Source organism: Microbacterium sp. C-MGS6 (genome assembly GCF_058140415.1).
This window is the reverse complement of record NZ_CM176934.1, coordinates 1212064-1231983: the sequence shown is the minus strand read 5'-3', so window position 1 is coordinate 1231983 and position 19920 is coordinate 1212064. Positions and strand designations below refer to the sequence as shown.

General features: G+C 69.7%; 17 protein-coding genes, 1 pseudogene and 2 riboswitches. Of the genes and pseudogenes, 2 read left to right on the top strand and 16 right to left on the bottom strand.

Annotated features, from left to right (window positions below; translation table 11 throughout):
• Positions 1–8: 8 nt before the first annotated feature.
• Genes fdxA through AC3B5L_RS05925 form a run of 4 tightly spaced genes read right to left on the bottom strand, consistent with a single transcriptional unit; the run spans position 9 to position 1811 of the window.
• The gene (gene fdxA, locus AC3B5L_RS05940; RefSeq protein WP_017203330.1) at positions 9–329 is read right to left on the bottom strand and encodes a ferredoxin; all 321 of its coding nucleotides are present in this window, start codon (positions 327–329) and stop codon (positions 9–11) included.
• A 9-nt stretch (positions 330–338) separates the two neighbouring features.
• On the bottom strand, positions 339–749 hold the full coding sequence (locus AC3B5L_RS05935) for a histidinol dehydrogenase (RefSeq protein WP_259962800.1): 411 nt from the start codon (positions 747–749) through the stop codon (positions 339–341).
• Between the two features lie 40 nt (positions 750–789).
• Positions 790–1104: an AzlD domain-containing protein gene (locus AC3B5L_RS05930; RefSeq protein ID WP_259962798.1), complete on the bottom strand. Its 315-nt coding sequence runs from the start codon at positions 1102–1104 to the stop codon at positions 790–792.
• Entirely contained in the window at positions 1101–1811 is a 711-nt protein-coding gene (locus AC3B5L_RS05925; protein ID WP_259962807.1) for an AzlC family ABC transporter permease, read from the bottom strand. The genes AC3B5L_RS05930 and AC3B5L_RS05925 overlap by 4 nt, the downstream gene beginning before the upstream one ends.
• A 105-nt stretch (positions 1812–1916) precedes the next feature.
• Between AC3B5L_RS05925 and AC3B5L_RS05920 the strand changes: the two genes are divergently transcribed.
• Entirely contained in the window at positions 1917–2465 is a 549-nt protein-coding gene (locus AC3B5L_RS05920; RefSeq protein ID WP_187663649.1) for a helix-turn-helix domain-containing protein, read from the top strand.
• 3 nt (positions 2466–2468) lie between these two features.
• On the opposite strand, the gene AC3B5L_RS05915 is transcribed toward AC3B5L_RS05920, so the two are convergent.
• The 4 genes from AC3B5L_RS05915 to typA all read right to left on the bottom strand — a co-directional run bounded on the left by AC3B5L_RS05915 (position 2469) and on the right by typA (position 8232).
• Positions 2469–4094, bottom strand: coding sequence for an MFS transporter (locus AC3B5L_RS05915; protein ID WP_259962796.1), 1626 nt, complete (start codon positions 4092–4094; stop codon positions 2469–2471).
• On the bottom strand, positions 4091–5140 hold the full coding sequence (glsA, locus tag AC3B5L_RS05910; protein WP_259962794.1) for a glutaminase A: 1050 nt from the start codon (positions 5138–5140) through the stop codon (positions 4091–4093). The genes AC3B5L_RS05915 and glsA overlap by 4 nt, the downstream gene beginning before the upstream one ends.
• 107 nt (positions 5141–5247) lie before the next feature.
• Complete coding sequence (locus AC3B5L_RS05905; protein WP_268777755.1) at positions 5248–6132, bottom strand: aggregation-promoting factor C-terminal-like domain-containing protein; 885 nt, start codon at positions 6130–6132, stop codon at positions 5248–5250.
• 186 nt (positions 6133–6318) lie between these two features.
• Complete coding sequence (typA, locus tag AC3B5L_RS05900; RefSeq protein ID WP_187663645.1) at positions 6319–8232, bottom strand: translational GTPase TypA; 1914 nt, start codon at positions 8230–8232, stop codon at positions 6319–6321.
• A gap of 101 nt (positions 8233–8333) precedes the next feature.
• Here typA and AC3B5L_RS05895 point away from each other — a divergent pair.
• Positions 8334–9166: pseudogene (locus AC3B5L_RS05895) on the top strand (CPBP family intramembrane glutamic endopeptidase).
• Between the two features lie 7 nt (positions 9167–9173).
• Here AC3B5L_RS05895 and AC3B5L_RS05890 read toward each other — a convergent pair.
• The 8 genes from AC3B5L_RS05890 to gcvT all read right to left on the bottom strand — a co-directional run bounded on the left by AC3B5L_RS05890 (position 9174) and on the right by gcvT (position 19631).
• The gene (locus AC3B5L_RS05890) at positions 9174–9740 is read right to left on the bottom strand and encodes a PH domain-containing protein (RefSeq protein WP_259962745.1); all 567 of its coding nucleotides are present in this window, start codon (positions 9738–9740) and stop codon (positions 9174–9176) included.
• Position 9741: 1 nt separating this feature from the next.
• Positions 9742–11415, bottom strand: a complete 1674-nt coding sequence (locus AC3B5L_RS05885) for a dipeptide ABC transporter ATP-binding protein (RefSeq protein WP_259962744.1) — start codon at positions 11413–11415, stop codon at positions 9742–9744.
• Positions 11412–12353: an ABC transporter permease gene (locus tag AC3B5L_RS05880; RefSeq protein WP_187663641.1), complete on the bottom strand. Its 942-nt coding sequence runs from the start codon at positions 12351–12353 to the stop codon at positions 11412–11414. Before AC3B5L_RS05880 ends, AC3B5L_RS05885 begins: the two co-directional genes overlap by 4 nt.
• Positions 12346–13272, bottom strand: coding sequence for an ABC transporter permease (locus AC3B5L_RS05875; RefSeq protein WP_187663640.1), 927 nt, complete (start codon positions 13270–13272; stop codon positions 12346–12348). The genes AC3B5L_RS05880 and AC3B5L_RS05875 overlap by 8 nt, the downstream gene beginning before the upstream one ends.
• Before the next feature lie 102 nt (positions 13273–13374).
• A complete protein-coding gene (locus AC3B5L_RS05870; RefSeq protein ID WP_187663639.1) occupies positions 13375–15024 on the bottom strand; it encodes a peptide ABC transporter substrate-binding protein in 1650 nt (549 codons plus the stop codon).
• A 215-nt stretch (positions 15025–15239) separates the two neighbouring features.
• A complete protein-coding gene (gene gcvP / locus AC3B5L_RS05865) occupies positions 15240–18080 on the bottom strand; it encodes an aminomethyl-transferring glycine dehydrogenase (RefSeq protein WP_396654785.1) in 2841 nt (946 codons plus the stop codon).
• A gap of 61 nt (positions 18081–18141) precedes the next feature.
• Complete coding sequence (gene gcvH, locus AC3B5L_RS05860; protein ID WP_060923660.1) at positions 18142–18519, bottom strand: glycine cleavage system protein GcvH; 378 nt, start codon at positions 18517–18519, stop codon at positions 18142–18144.
• Positions 18516–19631 (bottom strand): glycine cleavage system aminomethyltransferase GcvT, encoded by a 1116-nt coding sequence (gene gcvT / locus AC3B5L_RS05855; protein WP_490096291.1) that lies wholly within the window; start codon positions 19629–19631, stop codon positions 18516–18518. Before gcvT ends, gcvH begins: the two co-directional genes overlap by 4 nt.
• A 51-nt stretch (positions 19632–19682) precedes the next feature.
• A riboswitch (glycine riboswitch) is annotated at positions 19683–19781 on the bottom strand.
• Position 19782: 1 nt separating this feature from the next.
• Positions 19783–19877, bottom strand: a riboswitch (glycine riboswitch).
• Positions 19878–19920: the final 43 nt, after the last annotated feature.

Sequence of the window (19920 nt, the reverse complement as noted above, 5' to 3'; positions counted from 1 at the left end):
GAGCGTGCCTACTCGCCCTGCGGCGGGAGCGCGGCGATGATCGGGTGGTCGAACGGGTACACGCCGACCTTGGCGGCGCCGCCGGGCGAGCCGATCTCGTCGAAGAACTCGACGTTGGCCTTGTAGTAGTCCTGCCACTCGTCGGGGAGGTCGTCCTCGTAGTAGATCGCCTCGACGGGGCACACCGGCTCGCACGCCCCGCAGTCCACGCACTCGTCCGGGTGGATGTAGAGCGACCGTTCGCCCTCGTAGATGCAGTCAACGGGGCACTCGTCGATGCAGGCGCGATCCTTGACATCGACGCACGGGAGGGCGATCACATACGTCACCCCCTCAGTCTACGACCCGTGGACCTCGGGTTCCTCCGAGGACGGCGTGGCGGGGCGGACCGGCTGCCGGGAGAACGACGGCCACGCGATGACGAGCAGTACGATGCCGGCGGCGAGATAGGTCCAGATGCGCCCGGCGAGGGTGTCCTGCACGACGACGGAGCCACCGGGACCGACGCCCGAGATGAGTACGATCATGGCCAGCATCCCGAGACCGGCGGCGACCGCGGCCCCCCGGTCGTGGGTGAGCGCCCGCACGGCGATGAGGATCGCGGCACACGCGACAGCGGCGACGATCAGGCCGATCGGGATCGGCCCCCACATGACGCTGTGCGCGATGGTTCCCGCGACGCCGTAGACCCCGCCCACCAGGGCAGCGGCCACCCAGGACAGCACCCTCGACAACCACTTCCCGCGCACCCCCCGATCCTACCCGGGCCGTGCCCGGCGAGACGACGGCTCAGGCGGCGAGACCGGACAGCCGCAGCAGCGCGGCGACGAGGGCGGCGGACGCCACCACCACGAGGAACGACTGCCGCAGCCAGAGGAGTGCCGCCGCGACGAGCAGGGCGGGCACGCGCGCGTCCACGGTGATCGCCTGCCCGTCACCGAGGGACTGCACCGCGACGAGGGCGGCGAGCAGCGCGACGGTGAGGAGGTCGGAGATGCGGGCGGGGCGCGGCGCCTCGAGCACCTTCGGCGGCACGAGATAGCCCACGGCCTTCAGCGCGAGGCAGATCAGGGCGGCGAGGAGGATGGCACTCCAGAGGCTCATGCGCCCCCCTCGCCTTCGCCGGCGCTCGCGGGACGCGGTGTCCCCAGCCAGTTGAACCACCCGACGACGATCGCGACCACAGCGGCGACGAGCACCGGGAGTCCCGGCATGAGGAACGGGGTGAGGGCTGCCGCGATCACGGCGGCCGCGATCCCGACGGCGACGGCCTGCCGCTCACGCAGACGCGGCCACAGCAGGGCGAGGAAGGCCGCAGCCGCCGCGGCATCCAGCCCCCAGGCCCTCGGGTCGCCGAGCACGTCGCCGACCAGCGCACCGACCAGCGTGGTGAGGTTCCAGCCGAGGAAGATCCCGACGCCCGTGACCCAGAATCCGACGCGACGCAGACGCGGATCGTCCTGCGCGATCGCCACGGCGGTGGACTCGTCGATGGTGAAGTGCGCGGCGGCCGCTCGCCGTGCCGGCCCGCCCCCGATGAGCGGCGACATGCGCATCCCGTAGGCGACGTTGCGCACGCCGAGGAGTGCCGCCGATGCGATCGCCGAAGGCAGGGCGGCCAGGCCACCGGCGGCGAACACCCCCACGAACGCGAACTGCGATCCCCCGGTGAACATCAGGAGGCTGAGCACGCACGTCTGCCAGACGTCGAGCCCCGCGGCGACGGCGAGCGCGCCGAAGGAGATGCCGTAGGCGCTCGTGGCGAGCACGACACCGAGCGCCTCGCGCCACACCTCACGCTCAGCGGTCACCGGGTCCCGCTCCACCGCGACGTTCGCTTCACTGAACACACGATCATCATTCTGAACATGGCGATCCGTATAGTCAAGCGAACGATCGTTTGCCATGATGAACACATGGAGGATCTCCGCACCCGCATCGCCCGCACGCTCCGCCGCGAGCGCGAGGCCGCGAACCTGTCCGTCTCCGAACTCGCCCGACGGGCCGGGATCTCGAAGGCCACGGTCTCGCAGCTCGAGAGCGGTGCCGGCAATCCGAGCGTGGAGACGCTGTGGGCGCTGGGCGTCGCGCTCGGCGTGCCCTTCGCGGTGCTCGTCGACCAGCAGGCCAACGCCCCGACCCTCATCCGCGCCGACGACCTCGCGGGCGTGCCGTCCTCCGCCGCGGCCTACAGCGCCACCCTGCTCTCCGCGAGCCCTCCGGGTGCCCGGAGGGACGTCTACCTGATCCAGGCGGAGCCCGGCGACCCCCGCCGGTCCGACCCCCACCACGCGGGCACGGTCGAGCACGTGATCCTCATCGCCGGGCAGGCACGGGTCGGTCCCCCCGACGATGCCGTGGTGCTGAACCCCGGCGACTACCTGACCTATGCCGGCGACGTCGCGCACGTCTTCGAGGCGGTCGAGCCCGGCACGAGCGCCGTCCTCATCTCCGAGCTGCGCTGAGGTTCACTCCCCCGGGCCCGTCGGCGACGGGTCGGGGATCTCGTGCGGTCGGTACTGCGGCAGGCGCGACGCGGGCAGGATCGCGAGCGCGCTCACCGCGGCGAGGATCAGAAGGCCGAGTTTCAGCGTGCGCAGCCGCGACTCCTCGTTCACGGCGACCGCGGCGTCGACCTGTTCCGGCGTCGCGTCCGTGGTCTCCAGCACCGCGCGCAGTTCGTCGTTGCTGATGAAGTTCACCTCGTTCAGATCGACCTGCGACACCAGCGACGGCGGCAGCTCGGGATGCTCCACGACCGCGCGGCCGACGTTGAGCGCGAGCAGGGACACCAGCAGCGCCCCGGCGAGCGCGGTCCCCACGGCGGAGGCCAGGTTCTGCGTGGTGCCGCGCAGCGACCCGACGTCGCCGGCGAGCTCGGGCGGCGCCGCCGTCACCAGTACGTTGAACACCAGGGTGACGAGGGCGCCCTGGCCGATGCCGAACACGACGAGCCCGGCGATGGTCGGCACCGTCTCCCAGTTGTTCGTCACCACGACCGACAGCCAGACGAGCGCCGCCGTGGTGAGGATGAACCCGAACACGCCGATCGTCCGCGGCGGGTATCGCCTGTAGAAGCGCACGACGAGCGTCGCCGTGATGAACACCGTGAGGTTGAACGGCATCATCGCCAGGGCCGTATCGAACGGCGTGCGTCCCTGGACGATCTGGATGTACAGCGGCACCGTGAAGTTCACGCAGGCCTCGAGGGCGACGACGATGAACATGGCGTACACCGCGGCGCGCTCCCGCGACGAGCCCAGCACGGTCAGGTCGATCAGCGGCACCTTCCCCTCGGCCATCCGCCGCCGGGTCCACAGGAAGAACCCCTGGCCCAGGATGATGCCCAGGACGATGAAGATCGGGGCGGGCGAGAGTCCGAGGACGGAGAACGGCGCGGACGGCGCCGCCGCGAGTGCTCCCCAGCTGTTCAGGTTGTTGAACCCGAGGGTGAGCAGCACGATCGCCGCGCCGATGAGGAGGGCGGCGACGAGATCGATGCGGATCGCCGCGTCCCCGCGGTCGCCGCGCAGCGTGAAGCTCAGGGCGAAGACCGCCACGGCGATCGCCAGCACGATGACGAACAGCGGACGCCACCCGACGAGGGTGCCGAGCGTCCCTCCGATGAGGAAGGCGCTGACGCCGGAGATCGCGCGTGCCGAGCCGATCGCTCCGATCGCGGTGGCCTGCTGCGGTCCCCGGTAGTTCTCGGCGATCAGGGCCACGATCGAGGGGACGATGATCGCGGCGGCCGCACCCGCGACAGCCTGCCCGGCGATGGCCCACCAGACGGTCGGGGCGAGGAGCATCATCACGGCGGACCCGGCGAAGAGCGCGACGACGACGCGGAAGATCAGCACCCAGCCGACGCGCTGCCCGAGTTTGGCACCGGTCATCACGAGCGCGGCGACGGCGAGGCCGTACATCACGATCGTCGTGCTCGCGATGGTCGGCGGTACGCCGAAGTCGGCCACCATGCCGCCGAGCGAGATCGGCAGCGCCGCGACGTTGAAGGACATGAGCACCTGCGCGAGGAACAGGCTGACCATCGGCAGCCAGGACGTCTTCACGGGTGCGGGAGCCGTGCGGGTCATGAGCGCTCTCCTTCCGACGACGACGAGGCGCCCGCCCCGCCGGCATGCTCACGGGCGGGCGCGGAGGCGAAGAGGTTCAGCCCGAGCGACCGCGACAGGTGTCCGATCGCCATCTGCGACCGGATCGAGTTGCCCGCCTCGTCCAGGCGGGGTGAGAACCCGGCGACGGCGCCCTTGCCAGGAGAGACCGCGACGAGGCCGCCGGCGACACCCGACTTGGCGGGCAGACCGATCTCGAACAGCCAGTCGCCCGACCGCTCGTACAGCCCGCTCGCCGCGACGACGGCCAGCGTGTCACGGCAGACGTCCGCGGAGACCACCCGCTCCCCCGTCACCGGGTTCACTCCGCCGTCGGCGAGCGTGGCCCCCATGACGGCGAGGTCGTGCGCGGTGACCGCCAGCGCGCACTGCCGGGTGTAGACGTCGACGATCTCATCGGGGTCGCCGGCGAGCCGGCCGTAGCTGCGCAGCAACCAGCCCAGGGCCCGGTTGCGCTCGTTCGACCCCGCCTCGGACGCGTAGACCTCGCCGTCCAGGCTCAGGGGCCGTCCGGCGAAGGCGGACAGCCCCTCGCGGACACGCTCCCAGTGCTCCACCGCCGTGGCGCCCGGCATGAGCGCCGTGGTGGCGATCGCCCCGGCGTTGACCATCGGGTTGCGCGGATGCCCGTCGTTGAGCTCCAGCGCCACGACCGAGTTGAAGGCGAGCCCGGTGTTGTTCACACCCACGATCTCGCGGACCCGCTCGTGGCCGTGCTCCTGGATGGCCAGCGCATAGACGAACATCTTCGAGATCGACTGGATGGAGAACGGGTGCAGGGCGTCTCCGGCGTCGTGGATGCCGCCGCCCACCTCGATCACCGCGAGCCCGAAGAGCTCCGGATCGACCGCGGCGAGCACGGGGATGTAGTCCGCCACCCGGCCGGACACCTCGTCCGCGTACCGGGCGTGGGCCTCGCGGACGAGCTCGTCCACCCGCTCCCACCCGGGCAGCGTGCCCGTGGAGACCTCCTGAGGGACATCGAGCCAGACGGTGGGATCGAGCACCACTCCTCCTCGGAATCGCGACGCCCCCAGCCGTCTCCCTGACACGGTAGCGCCCGTGTCGGGTGACGGCTAGGGGCAGATCCTCCGCGAGGAGCCGGCTCTGCGGCTCAGTACCAGTTCATGGCCTGGGAGTGTCCCCAGGCGCTGCACGGAGTGCCGTAGGCGTCGGCGATGTACTTCAGGCCCCAGGCGATCTGGGTGGCGGCGTTCGTCTGCCAGTCGGCGCCCGCCGTGGCCATCTTGCTGCCGGGCAGCGCCTGCGGGATGCCGGTCGCTCCCCCGTCGTTGTTGTACGCCTGGTAGTTCCAGCCGGACTCCTTGTTCCACAGCGAGTTCAGGCAGGAGAACTGGTCGCCACCCCAGCCGTAGCGGTCCGCCATCATCTGCTGCGCCGTGGCCCGAGCGCCGTCCGGGGTGTTCGCGGAGGCGAGTGCAGCCGCCGCAGCCGCCGCCTTCTCCTCGGCCGCGCGGGCGGCGTCGTCGGCCGCCTTCTTCTCCTGCGCGGCGGTGAAGGCCTTCTGGAGGTCAGCCGTGGCGGTCACGACCTTCTCGGTCTCCGCCTCGGCCTGCTCGGCCGTCACGGTGATCAGGACCAGCGGGAGCGTGGATCGGTCGGCGAGGGTCTCCAGGTCGTCTTCGAGCGCGGTGGTGTCGACGGGCGCCGCGGCGCTCACGTCGAGGCCCGACTCGGCGACCTCCGCGGTCAGGCTCTTCGCCGCGGCGACCGCGTCGGTTCCGTCAGAGACCGTCATGACGGCCTTGTCGGCGATGCGGGTGAGGGGCACGGAGCCCAGGTTCTGGCTCGTGACGGCAGAGGCGGTGTCGGAGCGCTCGGCCCCGGCTGCCGGGGCGGAGGCGAGGCCGACGCTGAGGGTGATGCCGACGAGCGCGGCCGTGGCGGCACCGAGGGCGATCAGGGGTGTACGGGTGACAGTGGCGCGAGCGGCTGCCGCGTCGGAGGCGCGCCGAAGCGCACGGGTCTTCTGAAGCAAGGCTGTGACTTTCGGGTCGTCGTACGCCCTTACAGGGGACTCATCGGGAGCTCGCCCCGGGCGCAAGTGAACGAGTCTGCGCCATCAACCTGAACGAAAACTAGCCCTCACCTGGGATTTTCATGAGAGAGGGCCCCACGCGGCCAGATGGCGGCGTGGGGCCCTCTCGAGAGGAGTGCGAGACGATCAGGCGTTCGCGTCCTGACGCTTGAGGCGCGAGGCCTCGCGACCACGGACGGTCTGGTCGAGGATCACCTTGCGGATGCGGACGACCTCGGGCGTGACCTCGACGCATTCGTCGTCACGGGCGAACTCGAGGCTCTCCTCGAGGGTCAGCACGCGCGGGGGCGTCATCGACTCGAACGTGTCGGAGCTGGCCGCACGCATGTTGGTGAGCTTCTTCTCCTTGGTGATGTTCACGTCCATGTCGTCGGCGCGGGAGTTCTCGCCGATGACCATGCCCTCGTAGACCTCCTGCGTGGGCTGCACGAAGAACGACATGCGCTCCTGCAGGGCGATCATCGCGAACGGGGTGACGACACCCTGGCGGTCGGCGACGATCGAGCCGTTCTGGCGCGTCGTGATGGAACCGGCCCACGGCTCGTAGCCGTGCGAGATCGCGTTCGCGATGCCGGTGCCGCGGGTCGTGGTGAGGAACTCGCTGCGGAAGCCGATCAGACCGCGCGACGGGACGATGAACTCCATGCGCACCCAGCCGGTGCCGTGGTTGGTCATGTTCTCCATGCGGCCCTTGCGGTTCGCGAGGAGCTGCGTGATCGCGCCGAGGTGCTCCTCCGGCGTGTCGATCGTCAGGTGCTCGAACGGCTCATAGGTCTTGCCGTCGATCTTCTTGGTGACCACCTGCGGCTTGCCCACGGTGAGCTCGAAGCCCTCACGACGCATGTTCTCGACGAGGATGGCGAGGGCCAGCTCGCCGCGGCCCTGCACCTCCCACGCATCCGGGCGCCCGATGTCGACGACCTTGAGCGAGACGTTTCCGATGAGCTCCTTGTCGAGACGGTCCTTGACCATGCGCGCCGTGAGCTTGTGCCCCTTGACCTTGCCCATGAGGGGCGAGGTGTTGGTGCCGATCGTCATCGAGATGGCGGGGTCGTCGACCGTGATCGCGGGAAGCGGGCGGACGTCCTCCGGGTCGGCGATGGTCTCGCCGATGGTGATGTTCTCGAAACCGGCGATCGCGACGATGTCGCCGGGGCCGGCCGACTCGGCCGGGTAGCGCTCGAGAGCGCGGGTCTTGAGCAGCTCGGTGACGCGCGCGTTGCTCGTGGTGCCGTCGGCACGCACCCAGGCCACCGTCTGGCCCTTCTTGAGCGTGCCGTTGAAGACGCGCAGCAGGGCGAGGCGGCCGAGGAACGGGCTGGAGTCGAGGTTCGTGACCCAGGCCTGCAGCGGAGCCTCGTCGTCGTACGCCGGAGCGGGGACGTGCTCGAGGATCGCTTCGAACAGGGGCTCGAGGTCGTCGTTGTCGGGCAGCGCTCCATCGGCGGGACGGTTCCGCGATGCAGCGCCGGCGCGACCGGAGGCGTAGACCACCGGCACGTCGAGCAGCGCGTCGACGTCGAGGTCCGGGACGTCGTCGACGAGGTCGGAGGCGAGGCCCAGCAGCAGGTCGTGCGCCTCCTCCTCGACCTCGGCGATCCGGGCGTCCGGACGGTCGGTCTTGTTGACCAGGAGGATGACGGGGAGCTTGGCCTCGAGCGCCTTGCGCAGCACGAAGCGGGTCTGCGGCAGCGGGCCCTCGCTCGCGTCGACGAGGAGCACGACGCCGTCGACCATCGACAGGCCGCGCTCGACCTCACCACCGAAGTCGGCGTGGCCGGGGGTGTCGATCACGTTGATCGTGATCTCCTTGCCGTCGGCGTGCTTGCCCTTGTAGGTGATCGCCGTGTTCTTGGCGAGGATCGTGATGCCCTTCTCGCGCTCCAGGTCGTTGGAGTCCATCGCGCGCTCCTCCACGTGCGAGTGGTCGCCGAAGGAGCCCGTCTGGCGGAGCATCGCGTCGACGAGCGTGGTCTTGCCGTGGTCGACGTGGGCGACGATTGCGACGTTGCGGAGGTCAGAGCGGAGGGCGTGCGCCATACAAGGGTCCTCAAAGAGTGTGGGGTTGCGCCGGGAAGCCGACGTTCCAGGATAACGTACGCGCGGATCGGGTTCCTGAACGCACGTCGTACCATCGTCCCGTGACCCTCCCCGACCCGACTCCCCCGGTCCCGCAGACGTCCTCGACCGCGCCGAGGCGGAGCGACGAGCCGCGCGAAGGCTCAGGGCGGCTGTGGTGGGAGATCGCCATCGTGCTGGCCCTGGGTCTCGGTCAGTCCGCGATCTACGCGATCGTGCAGCTCGCCTATCGACTCACGGACGACACGCCCCTCGCGGATCAGACGGCCACCCTCAACCCCTCCCGCAGCGACCGGGAGGTCTTCGACCTCATCTATCAGGTGCTGTCGATCGGCTTCGGGCTGGTGCCTGTGCTCCTCGTCTGCTTCCTGTTGTGGCAGCGCCGCCGCCCCCACCTGGAGCGGCTGGGACTCGACGGCACACGGGTGGCGGCCGACATCGGCCGCGGCGCGCTCCTCGTCCTCGCGATCGGCGTGCCGGGACTGGCGCTCTACTTCGGCGGCCGGGCCCTCGGACTCTTCGTCGCCGTGAACCCGGCGGGCCTCGACGCCCATTGGTGGACCGTGCCGATCCTGCTGCTCGCCGCCGCGCGCGCGTCGCTGCAGGAGGAGTTCGTCGTGCTCGGGTACCTGTTCGCCCGCCTGCGGCAGCTGGGGTGGTCGCCATGGACGATCATCGTCTCGACCTCGGTGCTCCGCGCGACGTACCACCTCTATCAGGGGCCCGGCGCCTTCATCGGCAACCTCGCGATGGGCTGCTCTTCGGATGGCTCTACCACCGCACCGGTCGGCTACTGCCGTTCCTGGTGGCGCACTTCCTCATCGACGCGGCGGCCTTCGTCGGCTACCCCTGGGCCGCGGCCACCTGGCCCGCCCTGTTCGGTCTTCCCGGCTGAGGCCCGCTCAGCCGAGGTTGACGACGACGAGCGCCGCGACGGCCCACAGCACGATCACCGCGAGGGCGATGAGGGCCGGGCCGTCCCAGCTGCGTCGGATCGGCGCGTCCGCCGTCGAGGGAGCCGCGGTCCACAGATCGCGGATGCCCGTGAGCACCCGGAGCGCGGACGGCACCTCCGGCTCGGCGTCCTCCTCGCGGGAGCGACGAGGCGGACGCGCCTTGGCCGGTCCGCCCCAGCAGCTCAGGGTACGGCCGTCGTCCAGCGCGAACTCGAGCTGCCACCGCATGTCGATGTCCTGCACGTGCGCCCAGCCGAAGGTCGTGCGACGCAGCAGGTTCTGCACCACGGCCCCCTCCTGATCCACGCGGACGAAGGAGACGAAGGCCGTCTCGTACACGATCCACAGGCCGAGCAGCAGCCAGGGCGCCACGAGCAGCGCCTGCACGATGCTGCCGTTGACGACGGTGTCGCCCAGCAGGAACAGCACGAGCAGGATGCTGAGCACGAAGACGACGGTGCCCGAGGGCGCACGGAAGGTCCGTGCGCCCTCGGGGTGTCCGGGAGACGCCACCTCAGAGGCCGCCGAGCGGGATCGACGCACCCGGGATCGCCTGCAGCAGACGATCCGTGTACTCCTCCTGCGGGTCCGCGAAGATCTCGTCGACCGTCCCCTGCTCGACCACCTTGCCCTTCTCCATGACGCAGACCAGGTCACTGGAGACCCGCACGACCGCGAGGTCGTGCGTGATGAAGAGGTAGGTGAGGTCGAGCTCGGACTGCAGGTCGGCGAGGAGCTTCAGGATCTGATCCTGTACGAGCACGTCGAGCGCCGACACCGCCTCGTCGAGGACGATGATGTCGGGCTTGAGTGCCAGCGCACGCGCGATCGCGACGCGCTGACGCTGTCCGCCGGAGAGCTCGTTCGGATAGCGCGTGGCCAGCGCCTGCGGCAGGGCGACCTGCTCCAGGAGCTCCTCCACACGGGCGCGATGCGAGGCCCGGTCGCCGACGCCGTGGATCTGCAGCGGCTCCGCGATGGTGTTGCCGATGTTCCGCAGCGGATCCAGGGACCCATAGGGGTCCTGGAACACCGGCTGCATGCGCCGGCGGAGTCCGAACGACTGCGCGTTCGACAGGTGGGACACGTCCTGCCCGTCGATCTCGATCGTCCCGCTCGTCGGCTCCTCCAGCTTGAGGACCATCTTCGCGACCGTGGACTTCCCCGAACCCGACTCGCCGACGAGGGCCAGCGTCTTTCCGCGCGGGATCTCGAACGACACGTCGTCCACCGCCCGGAACGCCTCGCTGCGGAAGTTGCCCTGCCGGATCTTGTAGTCCTTGGTCAGCCCGGCCACGCGGACCGTCGGCGGGATGTCGGCCAGGTCGTCGAGCGTCTCGATGCCCCGGTCCTCCACCACCGCCTGGATCCGCTGCGAGGCGACGCTGGGCGCCGCAGCGACCAGTCGCTTCGTGTACGGGTGCTGCGGGTTCTCCAGGATCTGCCGGCTGGGGCCCGCCTCGACGATGTTGCCGCCGTTCATGACGATGATCTTCTCGGCGCGTTCGGCCGCGAGTCCCAGGTCGTGCGTGATCAGCAGCACCGAGGTGCCCTTATCGCGCGTGAGCGACGCCATGTGGTCGAGGATGACCCGCTGCACCGTCACGTCGAGAGCCGAGGTCGGCTCGTCGGCGATGAGGAGCTTCGGGTCGGCCGCGAGACCGATCCCGATCAGCGCCCGCTGGCGCATACCGCCGGAGAACTGGTGCGGATACTGGTGCAGGCGACGCTCGGCATCCGCCAGCCCGGCCTGCTGCAGCACCTCGATCGTCCGCGCCTTCGCGGCGGCGCGCCCCTGGGCGACGCCGTTCGCGCGGACGGCCTCCTTCACCTGGAAGCCGATGCTCCACACGGGGTTCAGGCTCGACATCGGGTCCTGCGGAACGAAGCCGATGTCTCGACCGCGCACCGCCTCCATGTCGCGCCGGCTCAGCCCGGTCAGCGGGCGTCCCTCCAGCGTGATGGACCCGCCCGTGATCGTCCCCGTGCCCGGGAGCAGGTCGACGATGGCGGTCGCCGTGGTCGACTTGCCCGAGCCGGACTCGCCGACGATGGCCACGGTCTCACCGGGCATCACATCGAACGTGATCCCGTGCAGGACCTCGCGCATCCCGTCCTGCGTGCGGAACGCGACGGTGAGGTCGCGCACGCTCAGCAATGGGATCTGTGGGGTGTTGCGGTCGCTCATCGGCGAGCCCTCGCCTTCGGGTCGATGGCGTCTCGGATGAGCTCGCCGAGGCTCACGAAAGCGAGCACCGCGAGGGTGAGCGCGATCGACGGATAGATGAGGGACATCGGAGCGACGCGCAGAGCCGCCTGCGCCTGGCTGATGTCCTTACCCCAGGAGACGACGGTGCCGTCGAGCCCGACGCCCAGGAACGACAGCGTCGCCTCGGCCACGATGGCGGCGGCGAGGCCGAGCGTCGACACGACCAGCAGCGGTGCGATCCCGTTGGGAACGACGTGGGTCACCAGCGTCTTGAACTGCGACAACCCCAGGGCGCGCGATGCCATGACGAAGTCCGCCTGACGCACCCGCAGGATCTCGGCACGCACGACGCGAGCCGTCGAGGCCCAGGAGAACCCGCCGATGGCGAGCGCGAGCGTCCACACCGACCGGTAGTCCGACAGCACCGTCATCACGACGAGCGCGGCGAGGATGTACGGGATCGCGAAGAAGATGTCGCCCACGCGGGAGAGGAGGGCATCGAGCCAGCCGCCGTAGAAACCGGCGATCGCTCCCATGATCAGGCCGAGGACCGCGGAGATCACGGTCGCGATCAGTCCGACGGCGAGCGAGGTCTGCGCACCCCACACGACACGCGCGTAGATGTCGCATCCCTGGAAGTTGTAGCCGAGCGGATGACCCGCGGTGGGGCCCTCGTTGCTGTACGTCAGTTCGCACACGCGCGGATTGACCTGTGTGAACAGCGTCGGCCAGAACGACATCAGCACGAACACGGCGGCGAGGAACACGGCGAACCAGAACAGCGGACGACGGCGCAGGTCCCGCCAGGCGTCACGCCACAGGTTGCTGGGCTTCTCGCCGACGCGGACGGCGTCGACGGAGATCGTCTCGGTCTCGACCGGGGCGACGTAGTGCTTCTGCGTGGTGGGGTCAGACATAGCGGATCCTCGGGTCGAGCAGACCGTAGAGCAGGTCGATGACAAGGTTCACCAGCACGTACAGGATGACGAACACCGTCACGAAGGAGACCACGGTCGGTCCCTCGCCCCGGATCGCCGCCTGATAGAGCGTGTTGCCGACACCGGGGATGTTGAAGATCCCCTCGGTCACGGTGGCCCCGACGAGAAGGACACCGAAGTTCGTGGCGGAGTTGGTGATGACCGGGATGAGGGAGTTGCGCAGCACGTGCACGGGGAGGACGCGTCGCCGCGAGAGCCCCTTGCTGTATGCCGTGCGCACCCAGTCCTGGTTGAGGGTGTCGATCACCGAGCTGCGCATCAGGCGCATGCTGACGGCGAACAGGCTGAACCCGAGGACGAGCGCGGGGAGCCACAGGCCGCCCCAGTCGTTGTCGGAGCCGACCGTGGGGCTGAACCAGCCCCACTGGATCGCCAGGAAGTACTGCGCAAGGAAGCACATCACGAAGATCGGGATGGCGAGGGCCACGAGCGCGACGAGCAGGGCCGTCGTGTCGAAGAGCTTCCCCTTGCGCAGCGCCGAGATGGTTCCGACGGAGATCGCGAGGGCGAACTCGATGCCGATCGCCATGATCGCGAGACGACCCGTGACCGGCAGGGTGTCGACGAGAACGTCGGAGACCGGCCGGCCGGAGAACGTCACGCCGAGATCACCCTGGAAGACACCGGTGATGTAGTACCAGTACTGCACCAGGAACGGATCGTTGAGGTGGTACTCCTCGCGGAGCGCGTTGACGAGGGCCTCGCTGGGCGTACGGTCGCCGAACAGCGCGAGGATCGGGTCTCCCGGCATCGCGAAGACGAGGAAGTAGATGAGCAGAGTGGCCCCGAAGAAGACGGGGATCACCTGGAGAAGACGTCTGAGGATATAGCTGAGCATCCGCTGTCGCTTTCGGGCGGTCGCGAACAGGCAGGACGGAAGCACCCGACGAGGCGGTGACGGAAGACCGTCACCGCCTCGCGGTTGCGAGCTCCGTCAGGCCTATTCGGCAGCCTTCGTGATCTCGTAGTACAGCGGCACCGAGTTCCAGCCGAAGGTGACGTTGTCCACCGTGTCGGCGTAGCCACCGGTCACGTTGGAGTACCACAGCGGGATCGCGGGGAGGTCGTTGAAGAGGATCTCCTGCGCCTTGGTGAACTCCTCGACCTGAGCCGCGGTGTCGGTGTTGCTGATGCCGTCGGCGATCAGCTTGTCGAACTCGGGGTTCGAGTAGTCGCCGTCGTTCGAACCGGCGTTGGTCGCGTAGAGCGGGCCGAGGAAGTTATACAGACCGGGGTAGTCGGCCTGCCAACCCGAGCGGGCGGCGGTCTTGATGCTGTTGTTGTTGATCTCCTCGCGGATGACCGAGAAGGTCGGGTACGGGTCACCCGAGGCCTCGATGCCCAGCGTGTTGGAGATCGCGTTGGTCACGGCCTCGACCCACTCCTGGTGGCCGCCGTCGGTGTTGTAGGCGATCTTGAACTCGCCCTCCCACGGGGAGATCGCGTCGGCCTCGGCCCACAGCTCCTTGGCCTTCTCCGGGTCGTACTTCAGGACCTCATTGCCCGAGATCGAGTCCGACCAGCCGTCGATGACCGGCGACGTGAAGTCGGAGGCCGTGGTGCGGGTGCCGAAGAAGATCTTGTCGGTGATCTGGTCGCGGTCGAACGCCATCGAGATGGCCTGGCGACGGAGGATACCCTCTTCGCCCGAGAAGTGCGGCAGGAACTGCCCGATCGTGAACGACTGGAACACGGCGGACGGCTGGTTCACAGCGCGGTCGCCGAGGTCGTCCTGGAACGTGGGCAGCGAGACGGCGGGGATGACGTCGATGACGTCGACCTTGTTGCCCTGCAGGTCCGCGTAGGCCGCATCCTGGGTCGCGTAGAACTTGATCGTGAGACCGCCGTTCTTCGCCTGGCGCCCGCCCTCGTAGTCGTCGTTGCGGACCAGGTCGATCTGCACGTCGTGCTGCCAGGCGCCCTCGCCGTCGAGCTTGTACGGACCGTTGCCGATCGGGTTCTCCCCGAAGGCGTCCATGTCCTCGAACGCCGCGTCAGGCAGCGGGTAGTACGCCGAGTAGCCGAGGCGCAGCGCGAAGTCGGCGGCCGGCTTGTTCAGGGTGATCTTGAAGGTGTAGTCGTCCACCTGCTCGAGGCCGGTCAGGTCGCCCTGCGCGCCGTACACCTCTTCGGTGTTCTGGAAGCCCTCGATGTCCTCGAAGAAGTAGTTCGAGAGGTGCGCGTTCTCCGCCTGGGCGCCGTAGTTCCACGCCTTGATGAAGTTGTCGGCCGTGACCTCTTCGCCGTCGGAGAAGGTCTGCCCCTCCTTCAGCGTCACCGTGAGGTGCTGCGGGTCTTCGGTCACGATCTCTTCGGCCATGTCGTTGACCGGCTTGCCCTCGGCGTCGTAGTAGACGAGCCCGGCGAAGATCTCGTCGAGGATCTTGCCGCCGCCGACCTCGTTGGTGTTGGTCGGGATGAGCGGGTTCTCGGGCTCGGAGCCGTTCGTGGTGATGATGGCATCCGGGTCGGCCTTCGCCCCGCTGCCGTCGTCTCCCGAGTTGCCGCCGCCGCTCGCGCAGCCGGCGAGAGTCAGGGCGCCGATCACGAACAGTGCGCTGCCCGCGAGGGCGATCTTGTTGCGCTTCACTTTTGTCCTCCTGTGGACGTGGGAATTCTGCGCGGCTCATCATCGAGCGCGCAGGGATACCTGAGCGTAACCCGGGGGTCGCGCGTCCAGGACGTTCGGCTAACGAACTGTTACTGAGTGGTGACCATCTGTCACATGACGGAAACATGGCGTAACGCGAACGGCGCCGCGCCGCCGGGAGGCGGGCGCGACGCCGTTCGTCGTGCGGGTCCGTGTCAGGCGAAGGCCTCGATCGGCGGGCAGGCGCAGACGAGGTTGCGGTCGCCGTACGCCTGGTCGATCCGGCGGACCGGCGGCCAGTACTTCGCCGCCACCAGCGAGCGCACCGGATAGGCGGCCTCCTCGCGGGTGTAGGCGTGCGCCCACTCCCCCGCGATGAGCGAGACCGCGGTGTGCGGGGCGTGCACGAGCGGGTTGTCGTCTGCGGGCCAGCGCCCCGCGGCGACGGCGTCCGCCTCGGCCTTGATCATGATCATCGCCTCGATGAACCGCTCGATCTCGTCGAGGTCCTCCGACTCGGTGGGCTCCACCATGAGGGTGCCGGCGACCGGGAACGACATGGTCGGGGCGTGGAACCCGTAGTCGATCAGGCGCTTGGCGACGTCGTCGACGGAGATGCCGGTGGCCTCCTTGAGCGGACGCAGGTCGAGGATGCACTCGTGCGCGACCCGACCGTTCTCCCCCGTGTAGAGCACCGGGAAGTGGCCGCCGAGGCGCTCGGCGATGTAGTTCGCCGAGAGGACCGCCGCGGCGGTCGCGCGCCGGAGCCCCTCGGCCCCCATCATGCGCACGTACGCCCACGAGATCGGGAGGATGCCCGCGGAGCCGTACGGTGCCGCGGAGATCACGGCGCCCTCGAACGTGTGGCCGCCGAAGTGCTCGGCGCGCTGCGCGAGCGGGTGCGACGGCAGGTGCGGCGCGAGGTGCGCCTTCGCCGCGACCGGACCGATACCCGGGCCGCCGCCGCCGTGCGGGATGGCGAACGTCTTGTGCAGGTTGAGGTGCGAGACGTCGCCGCCCAGGTCGCCGAAGCGGGCGTAGCCGAGGAGCGCGTTGAGGTTCGCGCCGTCGACGTACACCTGACCGCCGGCCGCGTGCACCGCCCCGGTGATCTCGACGACCTGCTCCTCGTACACGCCGTGCGTGGACGGGTACGTGATCATCAGCGCCGCCAGGTCGTCGGCGTGCTGGGCGATCTTCGCGCGCAGGTCGTCCAGGTCGACGTTGCCGAGCGCATCGCTCGCCACCACGACGACCTTCATGCCCGCGAGCACGGCGGAGGCCGCGTTCGTGCCGTGGGCGGAGGACGGGATGAGGCACACGATGCGGTGGTCGTCGCCGTTCGCGCGGTGGTAGCCGCGGATCGCGAGGAGGCCGGCGAGCTCCCCCTGGGATCCGGCGTTCGGCTGCAGCGACACCGCGTCGTACCCGGTGATCTCGGCGAGCCAGCCCTCGAGCTGGTCGATGAGCTCCAGGTAGCCGCGCACGTCGGCCTCCGGGGCGAACGGGTGGATGCCCGCGAACTCCGGCCACGTGATGGCGGCCATCTCCGTGGCGGCGTTGAGCTTCATGGTGCACGAGCCGAGCGGGATCATTCCGCGGTCGAGCGCGTAGTCCCGGTCGGACAGGCTCTTCAGGTACCGCATCATGGCGGTCTCGCTGCGGTGGCTGTGGAACACCGGGTGCGTGAGGTACTCGTCCTCGCGGCGGAGGGCGTCCGGCAGCGCGTCCGCGTCGCCGAGGCCGAAGCCGAAGGCGCGCTCCTGCTTCCCTCCGAAGACCTGCGCGACCTGGTGCAGCTCGGCCACCGTGGTCGTCTCGTCGACCGCGATGCCGATCGTGTCGACGTCGGCGACCCGCAGGAGGATGCCGTAGCCGCCCCGTGCCTGGTCCGCGTACTCCGCCGCCCGGCCGGGGACGCGCACGGTCAGTGTGTCGAAGAAGTGCTCGTGGACGACCTCGGCGCCGGCCTCGACGAGCCACTCGCGCAGCAGGGTCGCCTTGGCGGTCACATCGCGGGCGATCTGTCGAAGCCCGTCCGGGCCGTGGTAGACCGCGTACATCGACGCCATCACGGCGAGGAGCACCTGAGCGGTGCAGATGTTCGACGTCGCCTTCTCGCGGCGGATGTGCTGCTCGCGGGTCTGCAGCGAGAGGCGGTAGGCCGGCTTGCCTTCGGCGTCGACGGAGACGCCGACGAGGCGTCCGGGCAGCTGCCGCTCCAGGCCTGCGCGCACGGCCATGTAGCCGGCGTGCGGGCCGCCGAAGCCCATCGGCACACCGAAGCGCTGCGTCGTGCCCACGGCCACGTCGGCCCCGAGGGTGCCGGGCGCGGTGAGGAGCGTCAGCGCGAGCAGGTCGGCGGCCGCGACGGCGAGCGCGCCGGCGACGTGCGCGGCGTCGAACACCGCGGACGGATCCCACACGCGGCCCGAAGCCCCCGGATACTGCACGAAGACGCCGAAGAGCTCGGCGGGGAGCTCCTCCCCCGCCGCGAAGTCGACCGCGACGAGCTCGATGCCGAGCGCCTCGGCGCGGGACGCGAGCATGGCCTTCGTCTGGGGCAGCGCATCCGCGTCCACTGCGAACACGTTCGACGCGGTTTTCGATGCCCGGCGCGCGAGCAGCATCGCCTCCACGACCGCGGTGGACTCGTCGAGCATCGACGCGTTCGCGGTGGTGAGGCCGGTGAGCTCGGCCACCATCGTCTGGAAGTTGATCAGCGCTTCCAGGCGCCCCTGCGAGATCTCGGGCTGGTACGGCGTGTAGGCCGTGTACCAGGACGGGTTCTCGAGGACGTTGCGCTGGATGACCTGCGGGGTGACGGTGCCGTAGTAACCGAGGCCGATCATCGAGCGGTTCACGGTGTTGCGCCCGGCGAGGGCACGCAGCTCGGCCAGCGCCTCGGTCTCCGACGCGGCGACCGGGATGCGGGAGTCGGCGACCGCGCCCTCCGGTCCCGTGTAGATCGAGGCGGGGACGGCCTGACGCATGAGCTCCTCGACCGGGCTCAGCGTCCCGCTGTCGACGGAGCCGAGACCGAGCGCGTCGAGCATCGTGCGCTGGGCGGCCTCGGTCGGTCCGATGTGACGATCGGCGAATGCAACCACTTCCGGATCAGCCCTCCGTGAGTGCGACGTAGGCGTCGCGGTCCAGCAGTCCGTCCAGCGCGCCGGCGGCGACGGACACCTTGAGCAGCCAGCCGCCCTCGAACGGCTCGGCGTTGACGAGCGAGGGGTCGTCGACGACGGCGTCGTTGATCTCGACGACCGTGCCGGCGACCGGGGCGTAGAGCTCCCCGACCGACTTGGTGGACTCGATCTCGCCGACGACGGAGCCGGCGGTCAGCTCGGTGCCGACGGCGGGGAGTTCGACGAAGACGACGTCCCCCAACTTCTCGGCGGCGTAGTCGGTGATGCCGATGGTGACGGTGTCGCCATCACCGGCGATCCACTCGTGCTCGTCGGTGTAGCGGAGTGCGCTGAGGTCGGTCATTTTGTCCTCCGGTAGAAAGGCAGGGCGGTCACGGTCGCGGGGATGCGGGTCCCCCGCACATCAAGGAATACTGCGGTTCCCTCCTCTGCGGAAGAAGGGTCGACGAAGGCCATCGCGATGGGGTGGCCGAGCGTCGGGCTCAGGGCGCCGCTGGTGATCTCTCCGATCGGGGTGCCGTCGGCGTCGACGACCGCGTAGCCGGCACGGCCGGCGCGTCGCCCCTCCGCCGTCAGGCCGACGAGGATCCGGGCGTCGTCGGCGGGCGCCGGCGCGTCCTTGCCGACGAAACTGTCCTTCGCGGCGACCACGACGCGGCCGAGGCCGGCCTGGGCGGGTGCGGTGGCGAGGCTGAGCTCATGGCCGTACAGCGGCATGCCGGCCTCCAGCCGGAGCGTGTCGCGGGCGGCGAGGCCGGCGGGAACCAGACCGTGCGGAGTACCGGCGTCGAGCACCGCGTCCCACAGCGCGGTCGCGTGGGCGGCCGGGACGAGGAGTTCGAAGCCGTCCTCTCCGGTGTAGCCGGTGCGGGCGAGGAGCAGCGGCTCCCCCGCGAAAGACGCGGTCGCCCACGCGTAGTACTTCTGCTCCGCCCACGGGACGCTGACGTCGGCGATGCCCTCCGTCGCCGCGAGGATCTCCTCGGCCCGAGGGCCCTGCACGGCGATCAGCGCGTAGTCGTCCGAGACGTCCGCGACCTCCACGGGGCCCGCGTCGGCGTCCGCCACCCGCTCGGTGAGTGCCTGACGCACGGCCTCGCGGTTGCCCGCGTTGGAGATGATGAGGAAGTCGTCGTCCGCCAGGCGGTAGACGATCACATCGTCGACGATGCCGCCCTGAGGCGTCAGCAGCAGCGAGTACTTCGCCTTGCCGACCGCGAGCGCGGACAGCCGTCCGGCGAGGGCGTAGTCGAGGAACGCCGCGGCACCGGTGCCGCGGACCGTGAACTCCGCCATATGCGAGATGTCGAAGACGCCCGCCGCCTGCCGCACCGCGTGGTGTTCGGCGAGGTCGGACGTGTAGCGCACCGGCATCTGCCAGCCGCCGAAATCGGTGAAGGAGGCGCCGAGCGCCTCATGGCGGTCGCGCAACGGGGTGTAGCGGGGGTCGGACATGGAGTTCTCCCGGGCTGGGTCGGGCGGGACGACGACGTCGTCCCTGGGAACTCCCCCTCTGTCATGGGCCTGAGAGCTTCGCCCGCGCGCGTGCACAGGGCTTTCACCGTCGGCGGATCCCCCGGTGCTCGGGATCGCTTTTCAGAGCGGCCGGACCTCCGCGGTACGCGTACCTGAGAGATTGGCGGGGAGGCTTGCTCCTTCGGTGCCCGGCTGCATGCGCCGGGGCTCTCCCGCGTCGGTCGTTCGGCCTGTCTTCGATTGTGGGTTCAGTCTAGCGGTCTCCCCC